General features: G+C 67.9%; 14 protein-coding genes. 9 read left to right on the top strand and 5 right to left on the bottom strand.

Annotated elements, in window-relative coordinates; translation table 11 throughout:
* Positions 1–5: 5 nt before the first annotated feature.
* The 4 genes from yidC to AC1RRS_RS03260 all read left to right on the top strand — a co-directional run bounded on the left by yidC (position 6) and on the right by AC1RRS_RS03260 (position 5,599).
* On the top strand, positions 6–1,862 hold the full coding sequence (gene yidC / locus AC1RRS_RS03275) for a membrane protein insertase YidC (RefSeq protein ID WP_487290419.1): 1,857 nt from the start codon (positions 6–8) through the stop codon (positions 1,860–1,862).
* On the top strand, positions 1,862–2,512 hold the full coding sequence (gene yihA / locus AC1RRS_RS03270) for a ribosome biogenesis GTP-binding protein YihA/YsxC (protein ID WP_492853917.1): 651 nt from the start codon (positions 1,862–1,864) through the stop codon (positions 2,510–2,512). Before yidC ends, yihA begins: the two co-directional genes overlap by 1 nt.
* Positions 2,513–2,839: 327 nt before the next feature.
* Positions 2,840–5,110, top strand: coding sequence for a TonB-dependent receptor plug domain-containing protein (locus AC1RRS_RS03265; protein ID WP_492853916.1), 2,271 nt, complete (start codon positions 2,840–2,842; stop codon positions 5,108–5,110).
* Between the two features lie 312 nt (positions 5,111–5,422).
* Entirely contained in the window at positions 5,423–5,599 is a 177-nt protein-coding gene (locus AC1RRS_RS03260; protein WP_492853915.1) for a hypothetical protein, read from the top strand.
* A 7-nt stretch (positions 5,600–5,606) separates the two neighbouring features.
* On the opposite strand, the gene AC1RRS_RS03255 is transcribed toward AC1RRS_RS03260, so the two are convergent.
* From AC1RRS_RS03255 to AC1RRS_RS03240, 4 genes are all read right to left on the bottom strand, one after another.
* Positions 5,607–6,410: a response regulator gene (locus tag AC1RRS_RS03255; RefSeq protein ID WP_110118347.1), complete on the bottom strand. Its 804-nt coding sequence runs from the start codon at positions 6,408–6,410 to the stop codon at positions 5,607–5,609.
* A 122-nt stretch (positions 6,411–6,532) separates the two neighbouring features.
* Positions 6,533–7,678, bottom strand: a complete 1,146-nt coding sequence (locus tag AC1RRS_RS03250; RefSeq protein WP_492854001.1) for a hypothetical protein — start codon at positions 7,676–7,678, stop codon at positions 6,533–6,535.
* Positions 7,679–7,979: 301 nt separating this feature from the next.
* Positions 7,980–9,266: an adenylosuccinate synthase gene (locus AC1RRS_RS03245; RefSeq protein WP_110118348.1), complete on the bottom strand. Its 1,287-nt coding sequence runs from the start codon at positions 9,264–9,266 to the stop codon at positions 7,980–7,982.
* Between the two features lie 120 nt (positions 9,267–9,386).
* The gene (locus AC1RRS_RS03240) at positions 9,387–10,001 is read right to left on the bottom strand and encodes an acyloxyacyl hydrolase (protein ID WP_487290424.1); all 615 of its coding nucleotides are present in this window, start codon (positions 9,999–10,001) and stop codon (positions 9,387–9,389) included.
* A 119-nt stretch (positions 10,002–10,120) separates the two neighbouring features.
* Between AC1RRS_RS03240 and AC1RRS_RS03235 the strand changes: the two genes are divergently transcribed.
* From AC1RRS_RS03235 to AC1RRS_RS03220, 4 genes are all read left to right on the top strand, one after another.
* Positions 10,121–11,086 carry a threonine ammonia-lyase gene (locus AC1RRS_RS03235; RefSeq protein ID WP_492853914.1) on the top strand — a complete coding sequence of 322 codons (966 nt, stop codon included), beginning with the start codon at positions 10,121–10,123 and terminating at the stop codon, positions 11,084–11,086.
* A 135-nt stretch (positions 11,087–11,221) separates the two neighbouring features.
* A complete protein-coding gene (locus AC1RRS_RS03230; protein WP_492853913.1) occupies positions 11,222–11,551 on the top strand; it encodes an endonuclease domain-containing protein in 330 nt (109 codons plus the stop codon).
* A gap of 183 nt (positions 11,552–11,734) precedes the next feature.
* Positions 11,735–13,387, top strand: a complete 1,653-nt coding sequence (locus tag AC1RRS_RS03225) for a M28 family metallopeptidase (protein ID WP_492853912.1) — start codon at positions 11,735–11,737, stop codon at positions 13,385–13,387.
* A gap of 119 nt (positions 13,388–13,506) precedes the next feature.
* A complete protein-coding gene (locus tag AC1RRS_RS03220; RefSeq protein WP_492853911.1) occupies positions 13,507–14,895 on the top strand; it encodes an L-serine ammonia-lyase in 1,389 nt (462 codons plus the stop codon).
* Positions 14,896–14,902: 7 nt separating this feature from the next.
* Here AC1RRS_RS03220 and AC1RRS_RS03215 read toward each other — a convergent pair whose 3' ends face one another.
* On the bottom strand, positions 14,903–15,526 hold the full coding sequence (locus AC1RRS_RS03215) for a hypothetical protein (protein WP_492853910.1): 624 nt from the start codon (positions 15,524–15,526) through the stop codon (positions 14,903–14,905).
* 162 nt (positions 15,527–15,688) lie between these two features.
* Between AC1RRS_RS03215 and AC1RRS_RS03210 the strand changes: the two genes are divergently transcribed.
* Complete coding sequence (locus AC1RRS_RS03210; protein ID WP_492853909.1) at positions 15,689–17,128, top strand: aldehyde dehydrogenase family protein; 1,440 nt, start codon at positions 15,689–15,691, stop codon at positions 17,126–17,128.
* Positions 17,129–17,284 lie beyond the last annotated feature (156 nt).

The raw sequence follows: 17,284 nt of genomic DNA, 5'->3' as shown, positions 1-17,284 counted from the left end.
CATCCATGCAGAACGACAACAAGAACACGCTGGTCTTCATCGTCAGCGCGTTCGCGATCCTTCTCGGCTACCAATTCTTCGTGCTGGGCCCGAACCAGAAGAAGATGGAAGAAGCCGCCCGCGCCAAGAAGGCCGCCGAGGCCCAGGCCGCCGTCGCGCCTCCCGGCATGACCGTTGGTCCGGACGGCTCGCCCCAGCCGATCAAGCTGTCGCGCGACGTCGCCAAGGCCGCCAGCCCGCGGATCGCCGTCGACACCCCGGCCCTGGCCGGCTCGATCGCCCTGAAGGGCGCGCGGATCGACGACCTGTGGCTCAAGCGCTACGGCCAGACCACCAAGAAGAACGCCCCGCCCGTCGAGCTGCTGCGCCCGACCGGCGCCGAGAACGCCTTCTTCGCCGAATTCGGCTGGGCCGGCGCCAATCCGGCGGGCCTGCCGGACGCCAACACCGTCTGGACCGCTCCGGCCGGCGCGACCTTGCGCCCCGGCTCGCCGGTCGTGCTGACGCATGACAACGGCCAGGGCCTGATCTTCACCCGCACGCTCTCGGTCGACGCCGACGCCATGTTCACGGTGTCCGACAGCGTCAAGAACCAGGGTGGCCAGACCCTGACCCTGGCGCCCTACGCCTCGGTGCAGCGCTGGGGCATCCCCACCGATCTGGGCAAGAACCACATCGTCCACGAGGGCGGCATCGGCATCCTGGGCCAGGACGGCTACGAGCTGAAGCAGGCCAAGTACCAGGACTGGAAAAAGAAGAAGCCGCTGCAGGAGTTCTCCTCCAAGGGCGGCTGGACCGGCATCACCGACAAGTACTGGCTGGCGGCCCTGATCCCGAGCCAGGACGAGGCCATCACGGCCCGCTACAAGGTCACGCCCGTCTCCGGCGTCGATGTCTACGAGGCCAACTACACCGCCGCGGCGCGCGCCCTGGCCCCCGGCCAGACCCTGACCGAGACCACCCGCCTGTTCGCCGGCGCCAAGACCGTGCCGCTGCTGCGCCAGTACGAGTACGCAGGCAACGCCCCCAACGGCTGGGCCTTCTGGGACAAGCGCAAGGCCGACATCCCGCGCTTCGACGACGCCGTGGACTGGGGCATGTTCGCCCTGATCACCCGTCCGATCTTCAACGTGCTGGAGATCTTCTACAAGCTGGTCGGCAACTTCGGCATCGCCATCATGCTGCTGACCGTGACCCTGAAGCTCCTGCTCTATCCGCTGGCGGACAAGAGCTACGAGTCCATGGCCAAGATGAAGAAGATCGCCCCCGAGGTCGAAAAGCTGAAGGCCAAGAACAAGGAAGACCCGGCCAAGCTGCAGCAGGAAACCATGGCGCTGTACGCCAAGGAGAAGATCAACCCGTTCATGGGCTGCGTGCCCATGCTGATCCAGATCCCGGTGTTCTACTCGCTGTACAAGGTGCTGACGGTCACGATCGAAATGCGCCACGCGCCGTTCTTCGGCTGGATCCAGGATCTGTCGGCGCGTGACCCGACGACGTTCATGAACCTGTTCGGCCTGATCCCGTGGGATCCGGCGACGGCCCCGCTGATCGGCAACTTCCTGGGCGGCCCCCTGCACATCGGCGTCTGGCCGCTGCTGTACGGCTTCACCATGTGGCTGACCACGGCGATGAACCCGCCGGCGGGCGATCCGATGCAGCAGAAGATCTTCCAGTTCTTCCCGCTGATCTTCATGTTCACCCTGTCGCAGTTCGCGGTGGGCCTGGTGATCTACTGGTGCTGGTCGAACGTCCTGACCATTATCCAGCAGTACATCATCATGCGCCGCTACAAGGTCGACAACCCGATCGACCAGATCGTGGCTCGCCTGACCGGCAAGCAGACCGCGACGGCCACCTGATGACCGATCCGATCGATCCCATCTTCACCGAAGACGAGATCGAGGCGGCCCGGGTGCTGTTCGCCCAGCCGGTCTCGTTCATGATGGGGGCCGTCCGCATGGACGGCCTGCCGCCCTCCGACCTGCCGGAAGTGGCCTTCGCCGGCCGCTCCAACGTCGGCAAGTCGAGCCTGATCAACGGTCTGGTCGGCCAGAAGTACCTGGCCCGCGCCTCCAACGAGCCGGGCCGCACGCGGGAGATCAACTTCTTCCTGCTGGCCGAGAAGCTGCGTCTGGTCGACCTCCCGGGCTACGGCTTCGCGCGCGTCTCGCGCTCGACGGCCAGCAAGTTCCAGGACCTGGGCCGCCAGTTCCTGCGCGGCCGGCCCAACCTCAAGCGGGTCTACCTGCTGATCGACGCCCGCCACGGCCTCAAGAAGGTCGATGCGGAGGCGCTCGACGCGCTCGACATCTCGGCGGTCTCCTACCAGATCGTCCTGACCAAGGCCGACAAGATCAAGCCGGCGGAAGTCGAGAAGGTCGTCGAGGAAACCACCAAGGCCGTCGCCAAGCGCCCGGCCGCCTTCCCGCGGGTGCTGGCCACCTCGTCGGAGAAGGGCCTGGGCCTGCCCGAACTGCGGGCGGAGATCTCGCGGACCTGCCTCGGCTGATCCTTCTCCCCTTGCGGGAGAAGGTGTCGGCGCCAGCCGACGGATGAGGGGTTTCTCAGAAATGAAACGCCGCGACAGCCGAAAGGCCGTCGCGGCGTTTTGCGTTTGTGCGACCCCTCACCCGACCCCGCTCCGCGGGGCCACCCTCTCCCGCAAGGGGAGAGGGATCGTCAGGGCACGGATCATCCGCGCCGCTACATAAATTCGCAATAAAACTGTCGCCGAAACTTCTCTGGCCCCCAGGTTGTGGCGAAACTATGCCCTGCCCCGACAAAAACACGCGCGTCACCCGGTGTCATGCCCGGCCGCGAAGTGGGGGATGTTTCGATGAAGAAGACCGCTCTGTTGGCGCTGTGCGCCCTCGCGCCCCTGGCCATGGCGGCCCAGGCCGCGGCCGCCGATCTCGCCGACGCTCCGATCGCCACCGCCGAAGAGCCGGTCACGGCCTCGGAAGTCGTCGTCCAGGCCCAGATCGCCTACCGCAACCGCAGCGAGGAGACCGCCCCGGTCCTCGAATACGGCCTCGACTACTTCCAGCGCTTCGAGCCCCTGACCGCCGGCGACGCCCTCAAGCGCGTGCCCTCGGTGGCCTTCCTGTCGGACGTTCTGGAATCGGACGGCGTGCGCATGCGCGGCCTGGATCCGGGCTACACCCAGGTGCTGATCAACGGCGAGAAGGTGCCCGGCTCGGGCGTCGACCGCTCGTTCTTCGTCGACCGCATCCCCGCCGAGCTGATCGAGCGCGTCGAGATCGTCCGCAGCGCCAGCGCCAACCGTAGCGGCGACGCCCTGGCCGGCGCCGTCAACATCGTGCTGCGCGACGCCTATTCGCTGGACGGCGGCTTCTTCCGCGTCGGGGCCCTGGGCTTCAACGACGGCCGCATCCGCGAGACCCTGGGCGGCGTCTGGGGCGGCCAGGTCGGCCCCGGCCGCCTGCTGCTGGGCGCCAACCTGCAGGGCCGCCGCAACCCCAAGGAAAAGACCAGCCTGCGCTACGCCAGCCCGAACGGCGCCTTCGTCAACCGCGAAGACCAGAGCGACGTGCGCAACGGCACCGACTACTCGTTCAACGCCAGCTACCAGACGCCCCTGGCCGGCGGCGACCTCGACCTGTCGGCCTTCTACGTCAAGACCGACCGCAAGCAGGACGAATACTCGCTCGAGTACAACACCCGCACCGGCGGCTCGACCGCGCCGATCGTGTTCGGCAAGACCACCGGCGGCAACCTGCTGACCATCAACCACCAGATCGTCGACACCGACCAGGAAACCCTGACCCTGTCGGCCAAGTACAAGCACGAGATGTTCGGCGGCGTCGGCTCGGCCCGCGTCACCTACGCCCGCTTCACCGAGACCGATTTCGACCGCGAGGACGACACCGACTACAACCGCTCCAAGCCGCGCTACACCTTCGATCGGACCACGACCGACATCGAGGACACCGAGACCACGCTGAAGCTGAAGCACGAGCGTGACCTGGGCGCGGCCAAGCTGGAGTTCGGCGTCGACCTGCAGGACAAGAGCCGCGACAGCGACATCCAGACCCTGCGCAACCGCTACAACATCGGCGCGACCGCGGTCAGCAACCCCTACGAAGCCGTCCCCGGCGGCGTGAACCAGATCGAGGAAAAGCGCGTCGATCCCTACGCCCAGCTGTCGGGCAAGGCCGGCGACGTGAAGTGGGAAGCGGGCCTGCGCTACGAGACCACCGACGTCTCGATCACGGACGAGACGGCCGCGGCCGCCCTTCGCGACACCAGCCTCGACTACGCCATCCTGCTGCCCTCGGCCCACCTGCGCTGGAGCCTGACCGACGACGATCGCGTCACCGCCTCGGTGGCCCGCACCGTGCGCCGCCCCGGCTTCGACCAGATCTCGCCGGCGGTTCTCGAGGAGGAGTACGGCGACAACGACTTCATCGGCAATCCGAACCTGAAGCCGGAAACCGCCTGGGGCCTGGACGTCGGCTATGAGCGCCGCCTCGGCCGCCAGGGCGTGGCGGGCGTGAACTTCTTCTACCGCGACGTCACCGACCTGATCGAACTGGCCGACACCGGCGTCGTGGGCTCGGCCGGCGGCACGGCCAGCGTGCTGCAGTCGCGCAACGTCGGCGACGGCAAGGTCTGGGGTCTCGAGTTCGACCTCTCGACCCCGCTGACCGTGGTGGGCCTGGAGAACACCGGCGTGTTCTTCAACTACTCCTGGCTCGACAGCGAGATCTCGGACGTGCTGGGCAAGCGTCGCTTCAACGGCCAGGCCAAGTACGTGGCCAATGTCGGCTTCATCCAGGACCTGCCGAAGCTGGGCGCGGCCTTCGGCGCCACCTACCGCAAGCAGGGCGAGGCCTTCGACCGCCTGATCGGCGAGGAGGTCCACACCACCTACGGCGGCGAGCTGGAGATCTTCGTCGAGAAGCGCATCGGCGAGCGCACCACCATCCGCCTGACCGGCTCGAACCTGCTGAACGGCAAGAAGAAGGAAAGCTTCGACAAGTTCGACAGCCTGGCCGACCAGAAGGCGCGCAACTACGCCGAATACGAACTGGAATCGGAAGAAGCCGGCCCGGCCTTCCAGCTGATCGCCCGCATGGCGTTCTGATCCAGATCCCGAGCCTTCTCCCCTTGCGGGAGAAGGTGTCGGCGAAAGCCGACGGATGAGGGGTTTCTCAGACACGAGACGCCGCGACAGCCGACCAGCTGTCGCGGCGTTTTCGTTTAGACGCTCCTCCCCCGCTCGCGGGGGAGGAGGACCACGAAGTGGTGGAGGGGGAGAGACTGGGCGCAGCGCCGGCGGTCGCCCCCTCCGTCACGTCGCCGATGGCGCCGCGCCACCTCCCCCGTTTCACGGGGGAGGAGAGGCTCGTCGATGCGTCCGACTTTCCCGTACGAAAAGGCGTGCTAGCCTGGCCCCATGTCGCAGGTTCTCCTCCGCCGCCTCGCCTTCGTCGCCCTGATCCTGGGCGTGCTCGCCAGCATCGCTTTGCTGAACAAGGGCCTGCAGGGGAACGTCCCCCTGGGCCAGCTGGCGGTGGTGCTGTTCCTGGCCTGCGTGGCCGGTTTCGCGCTGGTTTCGCGTCGGCGGACCTGAAGCGGCCCTAAGCCGCCCGGCCGTTGCCCTCGTCGGTCATGAAGCCCATCAGGGCGTCGATGCGCCTGACCAGTTCGGCGCGGCCGCCGCCGACCGAGAAATCGGCCGTGGTGCAGCCGGCCAGAGCCGCGGCGGCCTCGACCAGGCGCGGATCCTTCACCGCCACGCCGACGGCGTTCAGTTCGGCCGCCTGGGCGGCCAGGGCGCGGCGGGCCTGGGCCGGATCGCTGTCCAGCGACTGGGCGGCGGATTTGACGATGCGCAGGGCCTGCGACAGGCGCGCGGCGGGGGTGCCGGCGGCGTCGGCCTTGCGCTTGCGCGGACCCTTGTATTCGGCCGAGTTGAAGCGGCGGCGGTCGGGACCGACGTACTGGACGGCCTCCACCCAGTCGCGCGGCTTCAGGGTCACGGCCTCGAGGCGGCGTTCCAGATCCTTGATCGTGAACGGCTTGCGCATGAACTCGTGGATGCCGGCGTCGCGGGCCCCGAAGATGGCTTCGGCGGTGGCTTCGGCCGTGCACATGATGATCGGGTTCTGGCGGCAGGCCAGGTCGCTGCGGCGGATCTTGCGCGCCAGGGCCAGGCCGTCGGCGCCCGAACTGGCGTGCTCGACGAAGATCATCTGCGGGTCGACGGTGCGCACCATGCCCCAGCCCTGCTCGATGGTCGGGGCGGCGAAGACCTGCACATTGCCCACGTGGCGCAGTTGGTCGCCCAGCAGGCGGACGGCCGCGTTGCTCGGATCGACGACCAACACGCGCTGCATCTTGGCGGCGATGCGCTGCAGGGTGCGGGGGTTGTCGTCGAACACGGGGCGGGGCCTCCTCGCTGGTCGGGAAGATCGGACCCCGACTCTTAAGGCGCGAGGGTAAAAATCCGCTTGATGACCAGGCGGGCCCTCTGCGTCAGATCGCCTACCTCAGGTGGACGATCTCAGATCGACAGCGAGGCCGACAACCCGGAGTCGAAGTCCTGCAGGATGTCGACGGCCTCTTCCACGTCGACGATGGCCGGCTGGCCCTCGGGGAAGCGGTAGCGCCAGAAGCTGGCGATGTGCGAGATCACCCCGACCTTCTCGCCCAGGGACAGGAACATCTCGGGCGCGCGCAGCAGGAACTCGCGGAAGGCCTGCGGCTTGCCGTTGTCGATCAGGTCCTCGAAGGCGTCGTCATAGACCTTGATCGTGCGCAGGATCGAGGCGCGCTCGACCACCACCCCGTGCTGCAGCCGCTTGCGGGCGTCGTCGACATAGCGGGCCGTCTCGGCCTCGCGGGCGCCGGTGATGATCATCTGGCCGATCTCGCCGGCCGTGGCGGTCAGCTGCGGCCACAGGCGCGTCAGCATCCACTTGTAATAGAGGAAGCCCTTCCAGCTGAAGACGCCCTCGCGGAAGCTCTCGCCCTCCAGGACCAGGGTCTCGCGCAGGGGCTCCAGCCGCTCGTCGACGTCGGTCGACAGCAGGGCCTCGACCAGGCGGGCGGCGGCCGCGCCGTTGACCCGGCCGCTGTCGCGATAGGCCAGGTCGATCAGCCGCGAGATCTCGACGGTGACGAAGCCCTGCATCTGCTCCAGGTCGCCGGGCGACAGGGCGAAGTAGCAGGGGGCCACGATCATGCCGTGGCGGCGCAGGTGCTCGCGCAGCAGGAACGGGTCCAGCGACGGCAGCATGTCGATCATGCGCAGCGTGGCCAGGTCCCGCGTCATGTCGGTGGGATCGTTGCAGGCCTCGCGCAGCAGGTCGATCCAGCCGCGCTGGCCCACGAAGAACGACTGGCCGCCCAGCGACAGGTCGCTGCGCTCGAACGGGATGATGATCTTGGTCGCCGTGGGGCGGGCTTCGTCGAACAGGAACAGGTCGTCGGCCCGCAGGCGGTGCTTGACGATCAGGGCGTTGTTCAGGACCCGGTTGCGAAACAGCGGATGCTGCGAATATTCCGGCCGCTTGTGGCTGTCGGCGGCGATGGCCAGCAGGTTCAGCACCCGGCTGGTCGAGGCCGTGCGCTCCAGGGCGCGCAGGCTGCGCGTCAATCGGTCCGGCTTGCGGACCGGAGAGAGCTTTCGACGCGCGGACAAGATCAGGCGACCCCCTTGGTGACACGAGGGTTGTAGCCTTGCCGACCTAAGCAATCGCTAACCGCGACCGTAGGTAGTCCTCATTATGGGGATTGTCGGCTCCCGTGAGTTCCTTCTCCCGCCTCGGTTCACCTCTCCCATAGGGAGAGGGAGGGGCCCATGCGAAGCATGGGAGGGTGAGGGGTTACAGACTTTCCGGACAGGGCAAGGGGCGAGGGGGATAGGACGGCTGACGTCCTACCCCCTCACCCTCCCACGCCTGACGGCGCGGGCCCCTCCCTCTCCCCATGGGAGAGGTTTCAAAAGCTTAACCCGCGAACGGGTCGCGCATCAGGATGGTGTCGTCGCGCTCGGGGCTGGTGGAGAGCAGGGCCACCGGGGCGCCGATCAGTTCCTCGACGCGGCGCACATACTTGATGGCGTTGGCGTTGAGGTCCTTGAACGAGCGGGCGCCGGCGGTGCTTTCGCTCCAGCCTTCGATCTCCTCGTACACGGGCTCGGCGGCGGCCTGGTCGCGCATGCCGGCGGGCAGGTAGTCGAGGATCTTGTCGCCGATCTTGTAGCCGACGCAGATCTTCAGGGTCTTCAGGCCGTCCAGCACGTCCAGCTTGGTCAGGGCGATGCCGTCGATGCCGTTGATGGCCACCGACTGGCGCACCAGCACCGCGTCGAACCAGCCGCAGCGGCGCGGACGGCCGGTGTTGACGCCGACCTCGCGGCCGATCGTGGCCAGGTGCTTGCCGACCTCATCCTGCAGCTCGCAGGCGAACGGGCCTTCGCCGACGCGGGTGGTGTAGGCCTTGACGATGCCCAGCACGTAGCCCGGACCCTTGGGACCCATGCCCGAACCGGCGGCGGCCTGGCCGGCGACGGTGTTGGACGAGGTGACGAACGGATAAGTGCCGTGGTCGACGTCCAGCAGGGCGCCTTGCGCGCCTTCGAACAGGATGCGCTTGCCGGCCTTGTGGGCCTGGTCGAGCACGCGCCAGGCGGGCTGGGCGTAGGCCAGGATCTGCGGCGCGATCTCCATCAGCTGGTCGAACAGCGCGCCGGCGTCGGCGTCCGGCAGGCCAAGGCCGCGACGCAGGGCGCCGTGGTGGCTGAGCAGGCGCTCGATCTTCGGCTTCAGGGCTTCGGGATCGGCCAGGTCGGCGACGCGGATGGCGCGACGGCCGACCTTGTCCTCGTAGGCCGGGCCGATGCCGCGGCCGGTGGTGCCGATCTTCTGGCTGGAGGCGGCTTCACGCGCCTGGTCCAGGTCGCGGTGCAGCGGCAGGATCAGGGCGGCGTTGTCGGCCAGGATCAGCACGTCGGGCGTGATGGCCACGCCCTGGTCGGCGATCTTGGCGATCTCGCCCAGCAGGTGCCACGGGTCGACGACGACGCCGTTGCCGATGACCGAGGTCTTGCCCTGCACGACCCCCGAGGGCAGCAGGGCCAGCTTGTAGACCTTGCCGTCCACCACCAGCGTATGGCCGGCGTTGTGGCCGCCCTGGAAGCGCACGACGACGTCGGCCCGGTTGGAGAGCCAGTCGACGATCTTGCCCTTGCCCTCGTCGCCCCATTGGGCGCCCACGACGGTCACGTTGGCCATGATAGAGATATGCCTTGTCACCTGCCCGGTAGCGCCCGCGGCCCTTCGACAGGACTCGGCGGCGGACGTTGTCTCGATTGTAGGTGACGAACGGGGGGCCGTCAGGCGGCCCCCGCGAAGTCAGAAGGCGTAAAGCAGTCGCACGCCCAGATCGTCAAGCCCCTGGTTCTTGCCCTGGTGGAAGATCTGGCCGTTCGACAGGTGCACATAGGACAGTTCGGTCGCCCAACGGTCGTTGAAGCGGTAGCCCAGGTTCAGCTCCGGCTGGAACAGCACCTTCGAGCCGAAATCGATGCGGGTGTAGTAGAGCTTGAGGCGGCGATCGATCTCGGCCTGGCTGATGCCGGGCTGGTTCACCGGCGGCAGGTTGGTCTCGCCGTCGGTATAGGCCAGGCCCATGCCCGGGCGGAAATAGAAGCCGCCCTTGTCGCCGAAGTCGATCGGCCAGCTGAAGCCGGCGGCCACGAAGTTCGAGGTGTTTTCGCTGTTCAGGGACAGGAAAGCGTGGACCTGCGGCTTGCCCAGCCAGCGCAGGTTCTCCAGGCGATCGGTGCGGTAGCCGACGTGCAGGTCGACGCCGTCCTCGCGGCCGGCGGCGCCCAGGCCGACGGCCTCGCCGATGAAGGTGACGTCGTGCTTGTAGGCGCCGACGATCAGTTCGCCGGCGCTGGCGGCCGTGCCGGCGGCGAGCGACAGGACGGCGCAGGCCGCGGCGGCCAGCAGTGCGGTCTTCATGGTGTGAGAGCCCCTCAGCAGTCTTCCCGCTCTCTTATGGCGCGAACTTCCTGTGCGAGCTAGTAGCGGTGCGGTCGATTGTCGCGGCCCGTGGGGCCGCAGCCGCAACGGATGTTTTCATGACCGTCTCGCTCGCCGACATCCAGGCCGCCGCCGCCCGCCTCCAGGGCCAGGCCGTCGTCACCCCCTTGCTCGAAAGCGCCGCCCTGTCCGAGCGGCTGTCGGGGCGGATCTTCGTCAAGCCCGAGACCCTGCAGCTGGCCGGGGCCTTCAAGTTCCGCGGCGCCTACAACCGTCTCTCGCAGCTGACGGCCGAAGAGAAGGAGAGGGGCGTCGTCGCCTTCTCGTCGGGCAACCACGCCCAGGGCGTGGCCCTGGCGGCCCGCAAGCTCGGCATGCCGGCCCTGATCGTCATGCCGCTGGATGCGCCGAGCGTGAAGGTCGAGGCGACGCGGGGCTTCGGGGCCGAGATCCGCTTCTTCGACCGCTTCAAGGAAGACCGCGAGGCGATCGCCGCCGAGATCGCGGACCAGCGCGGCATGATCGTCGTGCCGTCCTACGACGACCCGCACATCATCGCCGGCCAGGGCACGGTGGGGCTGGAGATCATCGCCCAGGCCGAGGCGGCCGACGCGACCCTGGACAAGGTGCTCTGCCCCGTCGGCGGCGGCGGGCTGATCGCCGGAACCTCGACGGCGGTGAAGGCCCTGTCGCCGGCCACCCAGGTCTGGGGCGCCGAACCCGCGGGCTTCGACGAAACCCGCCGCTCGCTGGGCAGCGGCCATCGCGAGGTGATCGACCCCGACGCCCGCTCGTTCTGCGACGCCCTGCTGACCCCGATCCCCGGCGCCCTGACCTGGCCGATCAACAGCCGGACGCTCACTGGGATCGCCGCCGTCACCGACGACGAGGTGGCGAGCGCCATGCGCTGGGCTTTTGCGAACCTCAAGCTGGTGGTCGAGCCGGGCGGCTGCGTGGCTTTGGCCGCGGCGCTGTCGGGCAAGATCGACCTGTCCGGCCAGACGGCGGCCATCGTGCTGTCTGGCGGGAATGTGGATCCGGCGGTGTTCAAGCAAGTTCTCTGATCCTTCTCCCCTTGCGGGAGAAGGTGGCGGCCGAAGGCCGACGGATGAGGGGTCTCTCAGAAAGACCAACCGCGACGACCACTGACGAGCAGACGGCAACTTGAGATTGTTCTCAATTTGTTCCATGCTCCGTGCATGGCCGCCATCGCCCAAGCCCGCCACATGCGCCGCGCGCCCGTCTCCACCGAGCGCCTGCTATGGACCCTCCTGCGCGACCGCCAGCTCGACGGTCTGAAGTTCCGGCGGCAGGTCCTCCTGGGCCGCTACATCGCCGATTTCGTCTGTTTTCGGCATCGGCTGGTGATCGAGGCGGACGGTCCGCACCACGACGAGCGCGACCGGGATCTGGTTCGCGATTCCTGGCTACGGGAGCAGGGCTTTCGGGTGATGCGGTTTCCGAACCGGACGGTGCAGGAAGATCGGGAGACGGTGCTCGCGGCCATACTGGCGGCGTGCGGTCGCTAGCATTCGCCGTGCGCGGCGGCGCCGGCTTTCGACCCCTCATCCGACGCCTATCGGCGCCACCTTCTCCCGCAAGGGGAGAAGGAAGCTCGAGCACGCCCACTTTCTCCCCACCCCCTAGCGGCGGTCAAAACCACCCGCTAGGGTCCGCGCCTTCGAATGAACCGCTCGAAAAGAACAGCGACGATGAAACGCCTTCTCCTCGCCACGGCCCTGATCGCCGCGCCCATGCTCGCGCATGCGGCCGACGCGCCCAAGATTGACCCGGCCCGCCTGTCGCAGCACATCAAGGTGCTGTCCTCGGACGAATTCGAGGGCCGGGGTCCCGCCACCGAGGGCGAGAAGAAGACCGTCGCCTACATCACCCAGCAGATGCAGGCGATCGGCCTGGAGCCGGCCGGCGACCTGCAAAAGGACGGCAAGCGCGCCTGGACCCAGGACGTGCCGCTGGGCAAGTTCGAGATCAAGGGTCCGGTCGCCGCCCACATCATGACGGCGTCGAACCACATCAATCTGGCCCAGGGCGAGCAGATCGCCATCCGCGCGGCCATGACCAATGTCGACAAGGTGTCGATCAAGGACGCGCCGCTGGTCTTCGCCGGCTACGGCGTCACCGCGCCGGAACGCAACTGGGACGATTTCAAGGGCCTGGACGTCAAGGGCAAGATCGTCGTCGTGCTGATCAACGACCCGGACTTCGAAACGGGTAAGGGCGACTTCGGCGGCAAGGCCATGACCTATTACGGCCGCTGGACCTACAAGTACGAAGAGGCCGCCCGCCGCGGCGCCGCCGGCCTGCTGATCGTCCACGAGACCGCGCCCGCCTCCTACGGCTGGAACACGGTCAAGAACTCCAACACCAACACGATGTTCGACATCGTCCGCAAGGACCCGGGCAAGAGCCACCCGCCCCTGGAAGGCTGGATCCAGCGTGACCTGGCCGTCGAGCTCTTCAAGCAGGCGGGCCTGGACTTCGAGGCCCTGAAGCAGCAGGCCCAGACCCGCGACTTCAAGCCGGTGGACCTGAAGGCCACCTTCTCGGCCGACTACGCCGTCGACCACCAGGTCATCGTGTCCAAGAACATCGCCGGCCGGGTGAAGGGCACGAAGTTCCCCGACGAGAGCATCATCTACAGCGGCCACTGGGACCACCTGGGCGTGGGCCTGCCGGACGCCAAGGGCGACAAGATCTACAACGGCGCGGTCGACAACGCCGACGGCATCGCGGCTTTGCTGGAGCTCGGCCGGGCCTTCAAGGCCGGCCCCGCGCCGCAGCGCTCGGTGCTGTTCCTGGCCGTGACGGCGGAAGAAAAGGGCCTGCTGGGCTCGGAATACTACGCCGCCAACCCGCTGTTCCCGCTGGCCAAGACGGTCGCCGACCTCAACATCGACGCCCTGTCGGCCGCCGGTCCGGCCAAGGACGTCACCACCTCGGGCGACGGCAAGGTCGATCTGCAGGACATGCTGGTGGCCAAGGCCAAGGAAGAGGGCCGTTACTTCACGCCCGATCCGACGCCGCAGGCCGGCCACTTCTACCGCTCGGACCACTTCCCCTTCGCCAAGCGCGGCGTGCCGGCGATCTCGGTCGGCTCGGGCGCCGATCTCGTGAAGGGCGGCAAGGAAGCCGGCGAGAAGGCCGAGGAAGACTACACCACCAACCGCTACCACCAGCCGGCCGACGAATGGTCGGCGGACTGGGACCTGTCGGGCCAGGCGATGGACATCGGCCTGTTCTACAAGGTCGGCGCGGATCTCGCGAACTCCCGCGTTTGGCCCGAGTGGCAGGCGGGCTCGGAGTTCAAGGACCTGCGCGACAAGACCAAGGCCGAACGTAAGTAAGAGAAAAGTAGCCCGATCACCCCCGCGAAGGCGGGGGCCCAAGCCGAGTCGACCGCGCGCGCCGTGGCCAGCTCAGCTTGGGTCCCCGCCTTCGCGGGGAAGAACGGTGAAGAATAAAAATGACCGCCTCCGTCTTCGATCTCTTCAAGCTGGGCGTCGGCCCTTCCAGCAGCCACACCATGGGGCCGATGACGGCGGGGGTGATGTTCGTCGAGCGGCTGCGCGCCGCCGGCAAACTGCCCCTCACGGCCAGGGTCGAGACCCGGCTCTATGCGTCGCTGGCCCTGACCGGCAAAGGCCACGCCACCGACCGCGCCGTGATCCTGGGCCTGATGGGCTTTTCGCCCGCCGACCTCGATCCCGACGCCGGCGAGGCGGCTCTGGCGGAAACCAAGGCCACCCAGTGGCTGCTGCTCGGCGGCGAGGTCGGGATCGGCTTCGACGAGGCCCGCGACATCGTCTTCGCCGGTCACGAGCGCCTGCCCCAGCATCCGAATGCGCTGACCTTCACCGCCTATGACGCGGCCGGCGAGGTGCTGGCCGAGCGCACCTATTTCTCGATCGGCGGCGGCTTCGTGCGCGACGAGAGCGAGATGGGCCGCAACGCCCCGCCCGAGGAAGGTCCGGCCATCCCGTTCCCGTTCGAAAGCTCGGCCGACCTCTTGGAACGCGCCGACCAGGCCGGCCTGACCATCGCCCAGGTGATGGCCGCCAACGAGCTGGCCCGGATGAGCGAGGGCGAGATGAACGCCGGCCTCGACCGCATCTTCGGGGCCATGGAGGCCTGTATCGACCGGGGCATGCGCGAGGACGGGATCCTGCCCGGCGGCCTGTCGGTCAAGCGCCGCGCCCGCCAGATCCACCAGACCATCCTTGGTCGGATGGAGCGCCAGATGAGCGATCCGCTGGCGGCCATGGACTTCGTCAACCTGTGGGCCATGGCGGTCAACGAGGAGAACGCCGCCGGCGGCCGCGTCGTCACCGCCCCGACCAATGGCGCGGCGGGCCTGGTGCCGGCCGTGCTGCGGTTCTTCATGCGCTTCCACAAGGGCACGCCCGAGCAGGCGCGGGTGTTCCTGCTGACGGCCGCGGCGATCGGCGCGCTCTACAAGCGCAACGCCTCGATCAGCGGGGCCGAGGTCGGTTGCCAGGGCGAGGTGGGCGTGGCCTGCTCGATGGCGGCCGGCGGGCTCTGCGCCGCGCTGGGCGGGACCAACGCCCAGATCGAGAACGCCGCCGAGATCGGCATGGAGCACAACCTGGGCCTCACCTGCGATCCCATCGGCGGCCTGGTCCAGATCCCCTGCATCGAGCGCAACGCCATGGGCGCCATCAAGGCCATCGACGCCGCCCGCCTGGCTTTGCTCGGCGACGGCCAGCACTCGGTGTCGCTGGACAAGGTCATCGCCACGATGAAGCGCACGGGCGAGGACATGAACGAGATCTACAAGGAGACCTCGCTCGGCGGCCTGGCCGTGGGCCTGTCGGTGAACCGGGTGGAGTGCTGAGGCGGAGCTAGGCCTGGAGCCGCTCCAGCCCCCGATGCCAGACGTGCCGGACGGTTTCCAGGGCGTCTATGACGTCCTTCGCCGAGCGGTTCGATTGCGTGAGCTGGCGCTGATAGATCGTCATGAAATTGTAGAGCGGCATCTGCGTGATATCGACGAACGATCGAGCGGCCGAGACGACGAGCAGCCCATCGATGTGTTCCGACAGCGGGTGCGTCCCGTCCAGCGGAGAGACCCAGGTCCGGATGTCGATGCGGGCAAACGCGCTTTGGTAGGTCGAGGCGGTCCGGTCGAGATCGACGAGGTACCTCTGGGCCGGTTGCTCGGCCGTGGGCCGGTCGGCCGCGGCGGCGGCGAGCCTGATGATCAGCCGGGCCTCTGACTTTGAGAGGGAGGCGAAGTCCGCTTCCAGGGCGCCGGGAACGTCGCCGGCCCCGTAGCCGTAGCTATGGTGTACGATCCTGTCCAACGCCGTGACCGGCACGTTCACCTGGTCTTGCGGATCGGGCGACTGGCGGAACGCCGCGTCGTCGAGCAGATGCCGAGCGGCGGCCAACTGTTCCAGAGCCTGGACGGCGTCGCTGTCGGCGCCTTTGTTCAGCAACGTGTTGAGCGGCGTCAGCTTGGCCATGTCGGCTCCCTCGCATCGATTGGTGGGGCTCAACTTCCGAGAGGCGAATTAACAAACTCCACCGACGGCGCCCCTTTCCACCTGATCGCCGATAATTAGAATGAGCGTTTGAAAGAGCGCCGCCCCCGTCCCAGGTTAGAGCGGCCCGGCAGGAGGATCCCCATGCGCGACTACCTGAAGTTCTACATCGACGGCCAATGGGTCGAGGCGAAGTCCGACAAGACGGTGGATGTCATCAACCCCGCCACCGAGGCCGTCGCCGGCCGGGTGACCCTGGGTTCGGTGGAAGACGTGGACCTGGCCGTTCGCGCCGCCCGCAAGGCCTTCGCCACCTTCTCCCAGACCAGCCGCGAAGAGCGCATCGACCTGCTCGAGCGGATCATTTCCGAGTACCAGAAGCGCTTCGAGGACATGGCCAAGGCCATCACCGAGGAGATGGGCGCCCCCGCCTGGCTGGCCCAGCGCGCCCAGGCGGCGATGGGCATCGCCCACGTCCAGACGGCGCTGCAGGTGCTGAAGGACTACAAGTTCGAAGAGGATCGCGGCACCACGCGTCTCGTGAAGGAGCCGATCGGCGTCTGCGCCTTCATCACCCCGTGGAACTGGCCGGTGAATCAGATCGCCTGCAAGGTCGCGCCCGCCCTGGCCGTCGGCTGCACCATGGTGCTGAAGCCCTCGGAAATCGCGCCGTTCTCGGCCTGGGTGTGGACCGAGATCCTCGAGGCCGCCGGCGTGCCGGCCGGGGTGTTCAACCTGGTCAATGGCGACGGCCCCACGGTCGGCGCGGCGCTGTCGAGCCATCCTGAAGTCGACATGGTGTCGTTCACCGGCTCGACCCGCGCCGGCATCGAGGTGGCCAGGAACGCCGCCCCGACCGTCAAGCGCGTGCACCAGGAACTGGGCGGCAAAAGCCCCAACATCATCCTCGACGACGCCGACTTCCAGCGCGCCGTCGGCGGCGGCGTGGCCTCGGTGATGATGAACTCGGGCCAGTCGTGCAACGCCCCCACCCGCATGCTGGTGCCCGTGGGGCGCATGGACGAGGTGATCGCCATCGCCAAGGCCGCCGCCGAGGCCCACACGGTCGGCGACCCCAGCGGCAATTCCAAGCTCGGCCCGGTCGTCTCCGAGGTGCAGTGGACCAAGATCCAGGGCCTGATCCAGAAGGGCGTCGACGAGGGCGCGACCCTGGTGTCCGGCGGCCCCGGCAAGCCCGAGGGGCTGGAGACCGGCTACTACGTCAAGCCGACCGTCTTCGCCAACGTCACCCCCGACATGACCATCGCCAAGGAAGAGATCTTCGGCCCGGTGCTGTCGATCCTCGGCTACGACAGCGTCGACCAGGCCGTCGAGATCGGCAACGACACCGAATACGGCCTGGCCGCCTACGTCTCGGGCGGCGATCCGGAAGGCGTCCGCAAGGTCGCCGCCAAGCTCCGCGCCGGCCAGGTCAATCTCAACGGCGCCAGTCCCGACCTGATGGCCCCGTTCGGCGGCTACAAGATGAGCGGCAACGGCCGCGAATGGGGCGACCACGCGTTCGGCGAGTTCCTCGAGACCAAGGCCATCCTGGGCTACGCGCCCAAGCAGGCGGCTGAGTAGTCCTTCTCCCCTTGCGGGAGAAGGTGTCGGCGTAGCCGACGGATGAGGGGTCTCTCAGACCTGAAACGCCGCGACAGCTGATCGGCCGTCGCGGCGTTTTGCGTTCGTGCGACCCCTCACCCGACCCCGCTCCGCGGGGCCACCCTCTCCCGCAAG

Source organism: Caulobacter sp. GW821-FHT12A07 (assembly GCF_058807655.1).
Note: the sequence above shows the minus strand (reverse complement) of the source record. Positions and strands in the feature narration are given on the sequence as shown.

Coding starts and splice junctions, on each gene's coding strand:
- AC1RRS_RS03225 (WP_492853912.1), top strand. CDS start 11,735: ATGAAACGCCTTCTCCTCGCCACGGCCCTGATCGCCGCGCCCATGCTC.
- AC1RRS_RS03235 (WP_492853914.1), top strand. CDS start 10,121: ATGACCGTCTCGCTCGCCGACATCCAGGCCGCCGCCGCCCGCCTCCAG.
- yidC (WP_487290419.1), top strand. CDS start 6: ATGCAGAACGACAACAAGAACACGCTGGTCTTCATCGTCAGCGCGTTC.
- AC1RRS_RS03220 (WP_492853911.1), top strand. CDS start 13,507: ATGACCGCCTCCGTCTTCGATCTCTTCAAGCTGGGCGTCGGCCCTTCC.
- AC1RRS_RS03240 (WP_487290424.1), bottom strand. CDS start 10,001: ATGAAGACCGCACTGCTGGCCGCCGCGGCCTGCGCCGTCCTGTCGCTC.
- AC1RRS_RS03215 (WP_492853910.1), bottom strand. CDS start 15,526: ATGGCCAAGCTGACGCCGCTCAACACGTTGCTGAACAAAGGCGCCGAC.
- yihA (WP_492853917.1), top strand. CDS start 1,862: ATGACCGATCCGATCGATCCCATCTTCACCGAAGACGAGATCGAGGCG.
- AC1RRS_RS03265 (WP_492853916.1), top strand. CDS start 2,840: ATGAAGAAGACCGCTCTGTTGGCGCTGTGCGCCCTCGCGCCCCTGGCC.
- AC1RRS_RS03210 (WP_492853909.1), top strand. CDS start 15,689: ATGCGCGACTACCTGAAGTTCTACATCGACGGCCAATGGGTCGAGGCG.
- AC1RRS_RS03260 (WP_492853915.1), top strand. CDS start 5,423: ATGTCGCAGGTTCTCCTCCGCCGCCTCGCCTTCGTCGCCCTGATCCTG.
- AC1RRS_RS03245 (WP_110118348.1), bottom strand. CDS start 9,266: ATGGCCAACGTGACCGTCGTGGGCGCCCAATGGGGCGACGAGGGCAAG.
- AC1RRS_RS03230 (WP_492853913.1), top strand. CDS start 11,222: ATGGCCGCCATCGCCCAAGCCCGCCACATGCGCCGCGCGCCCGTCTCC.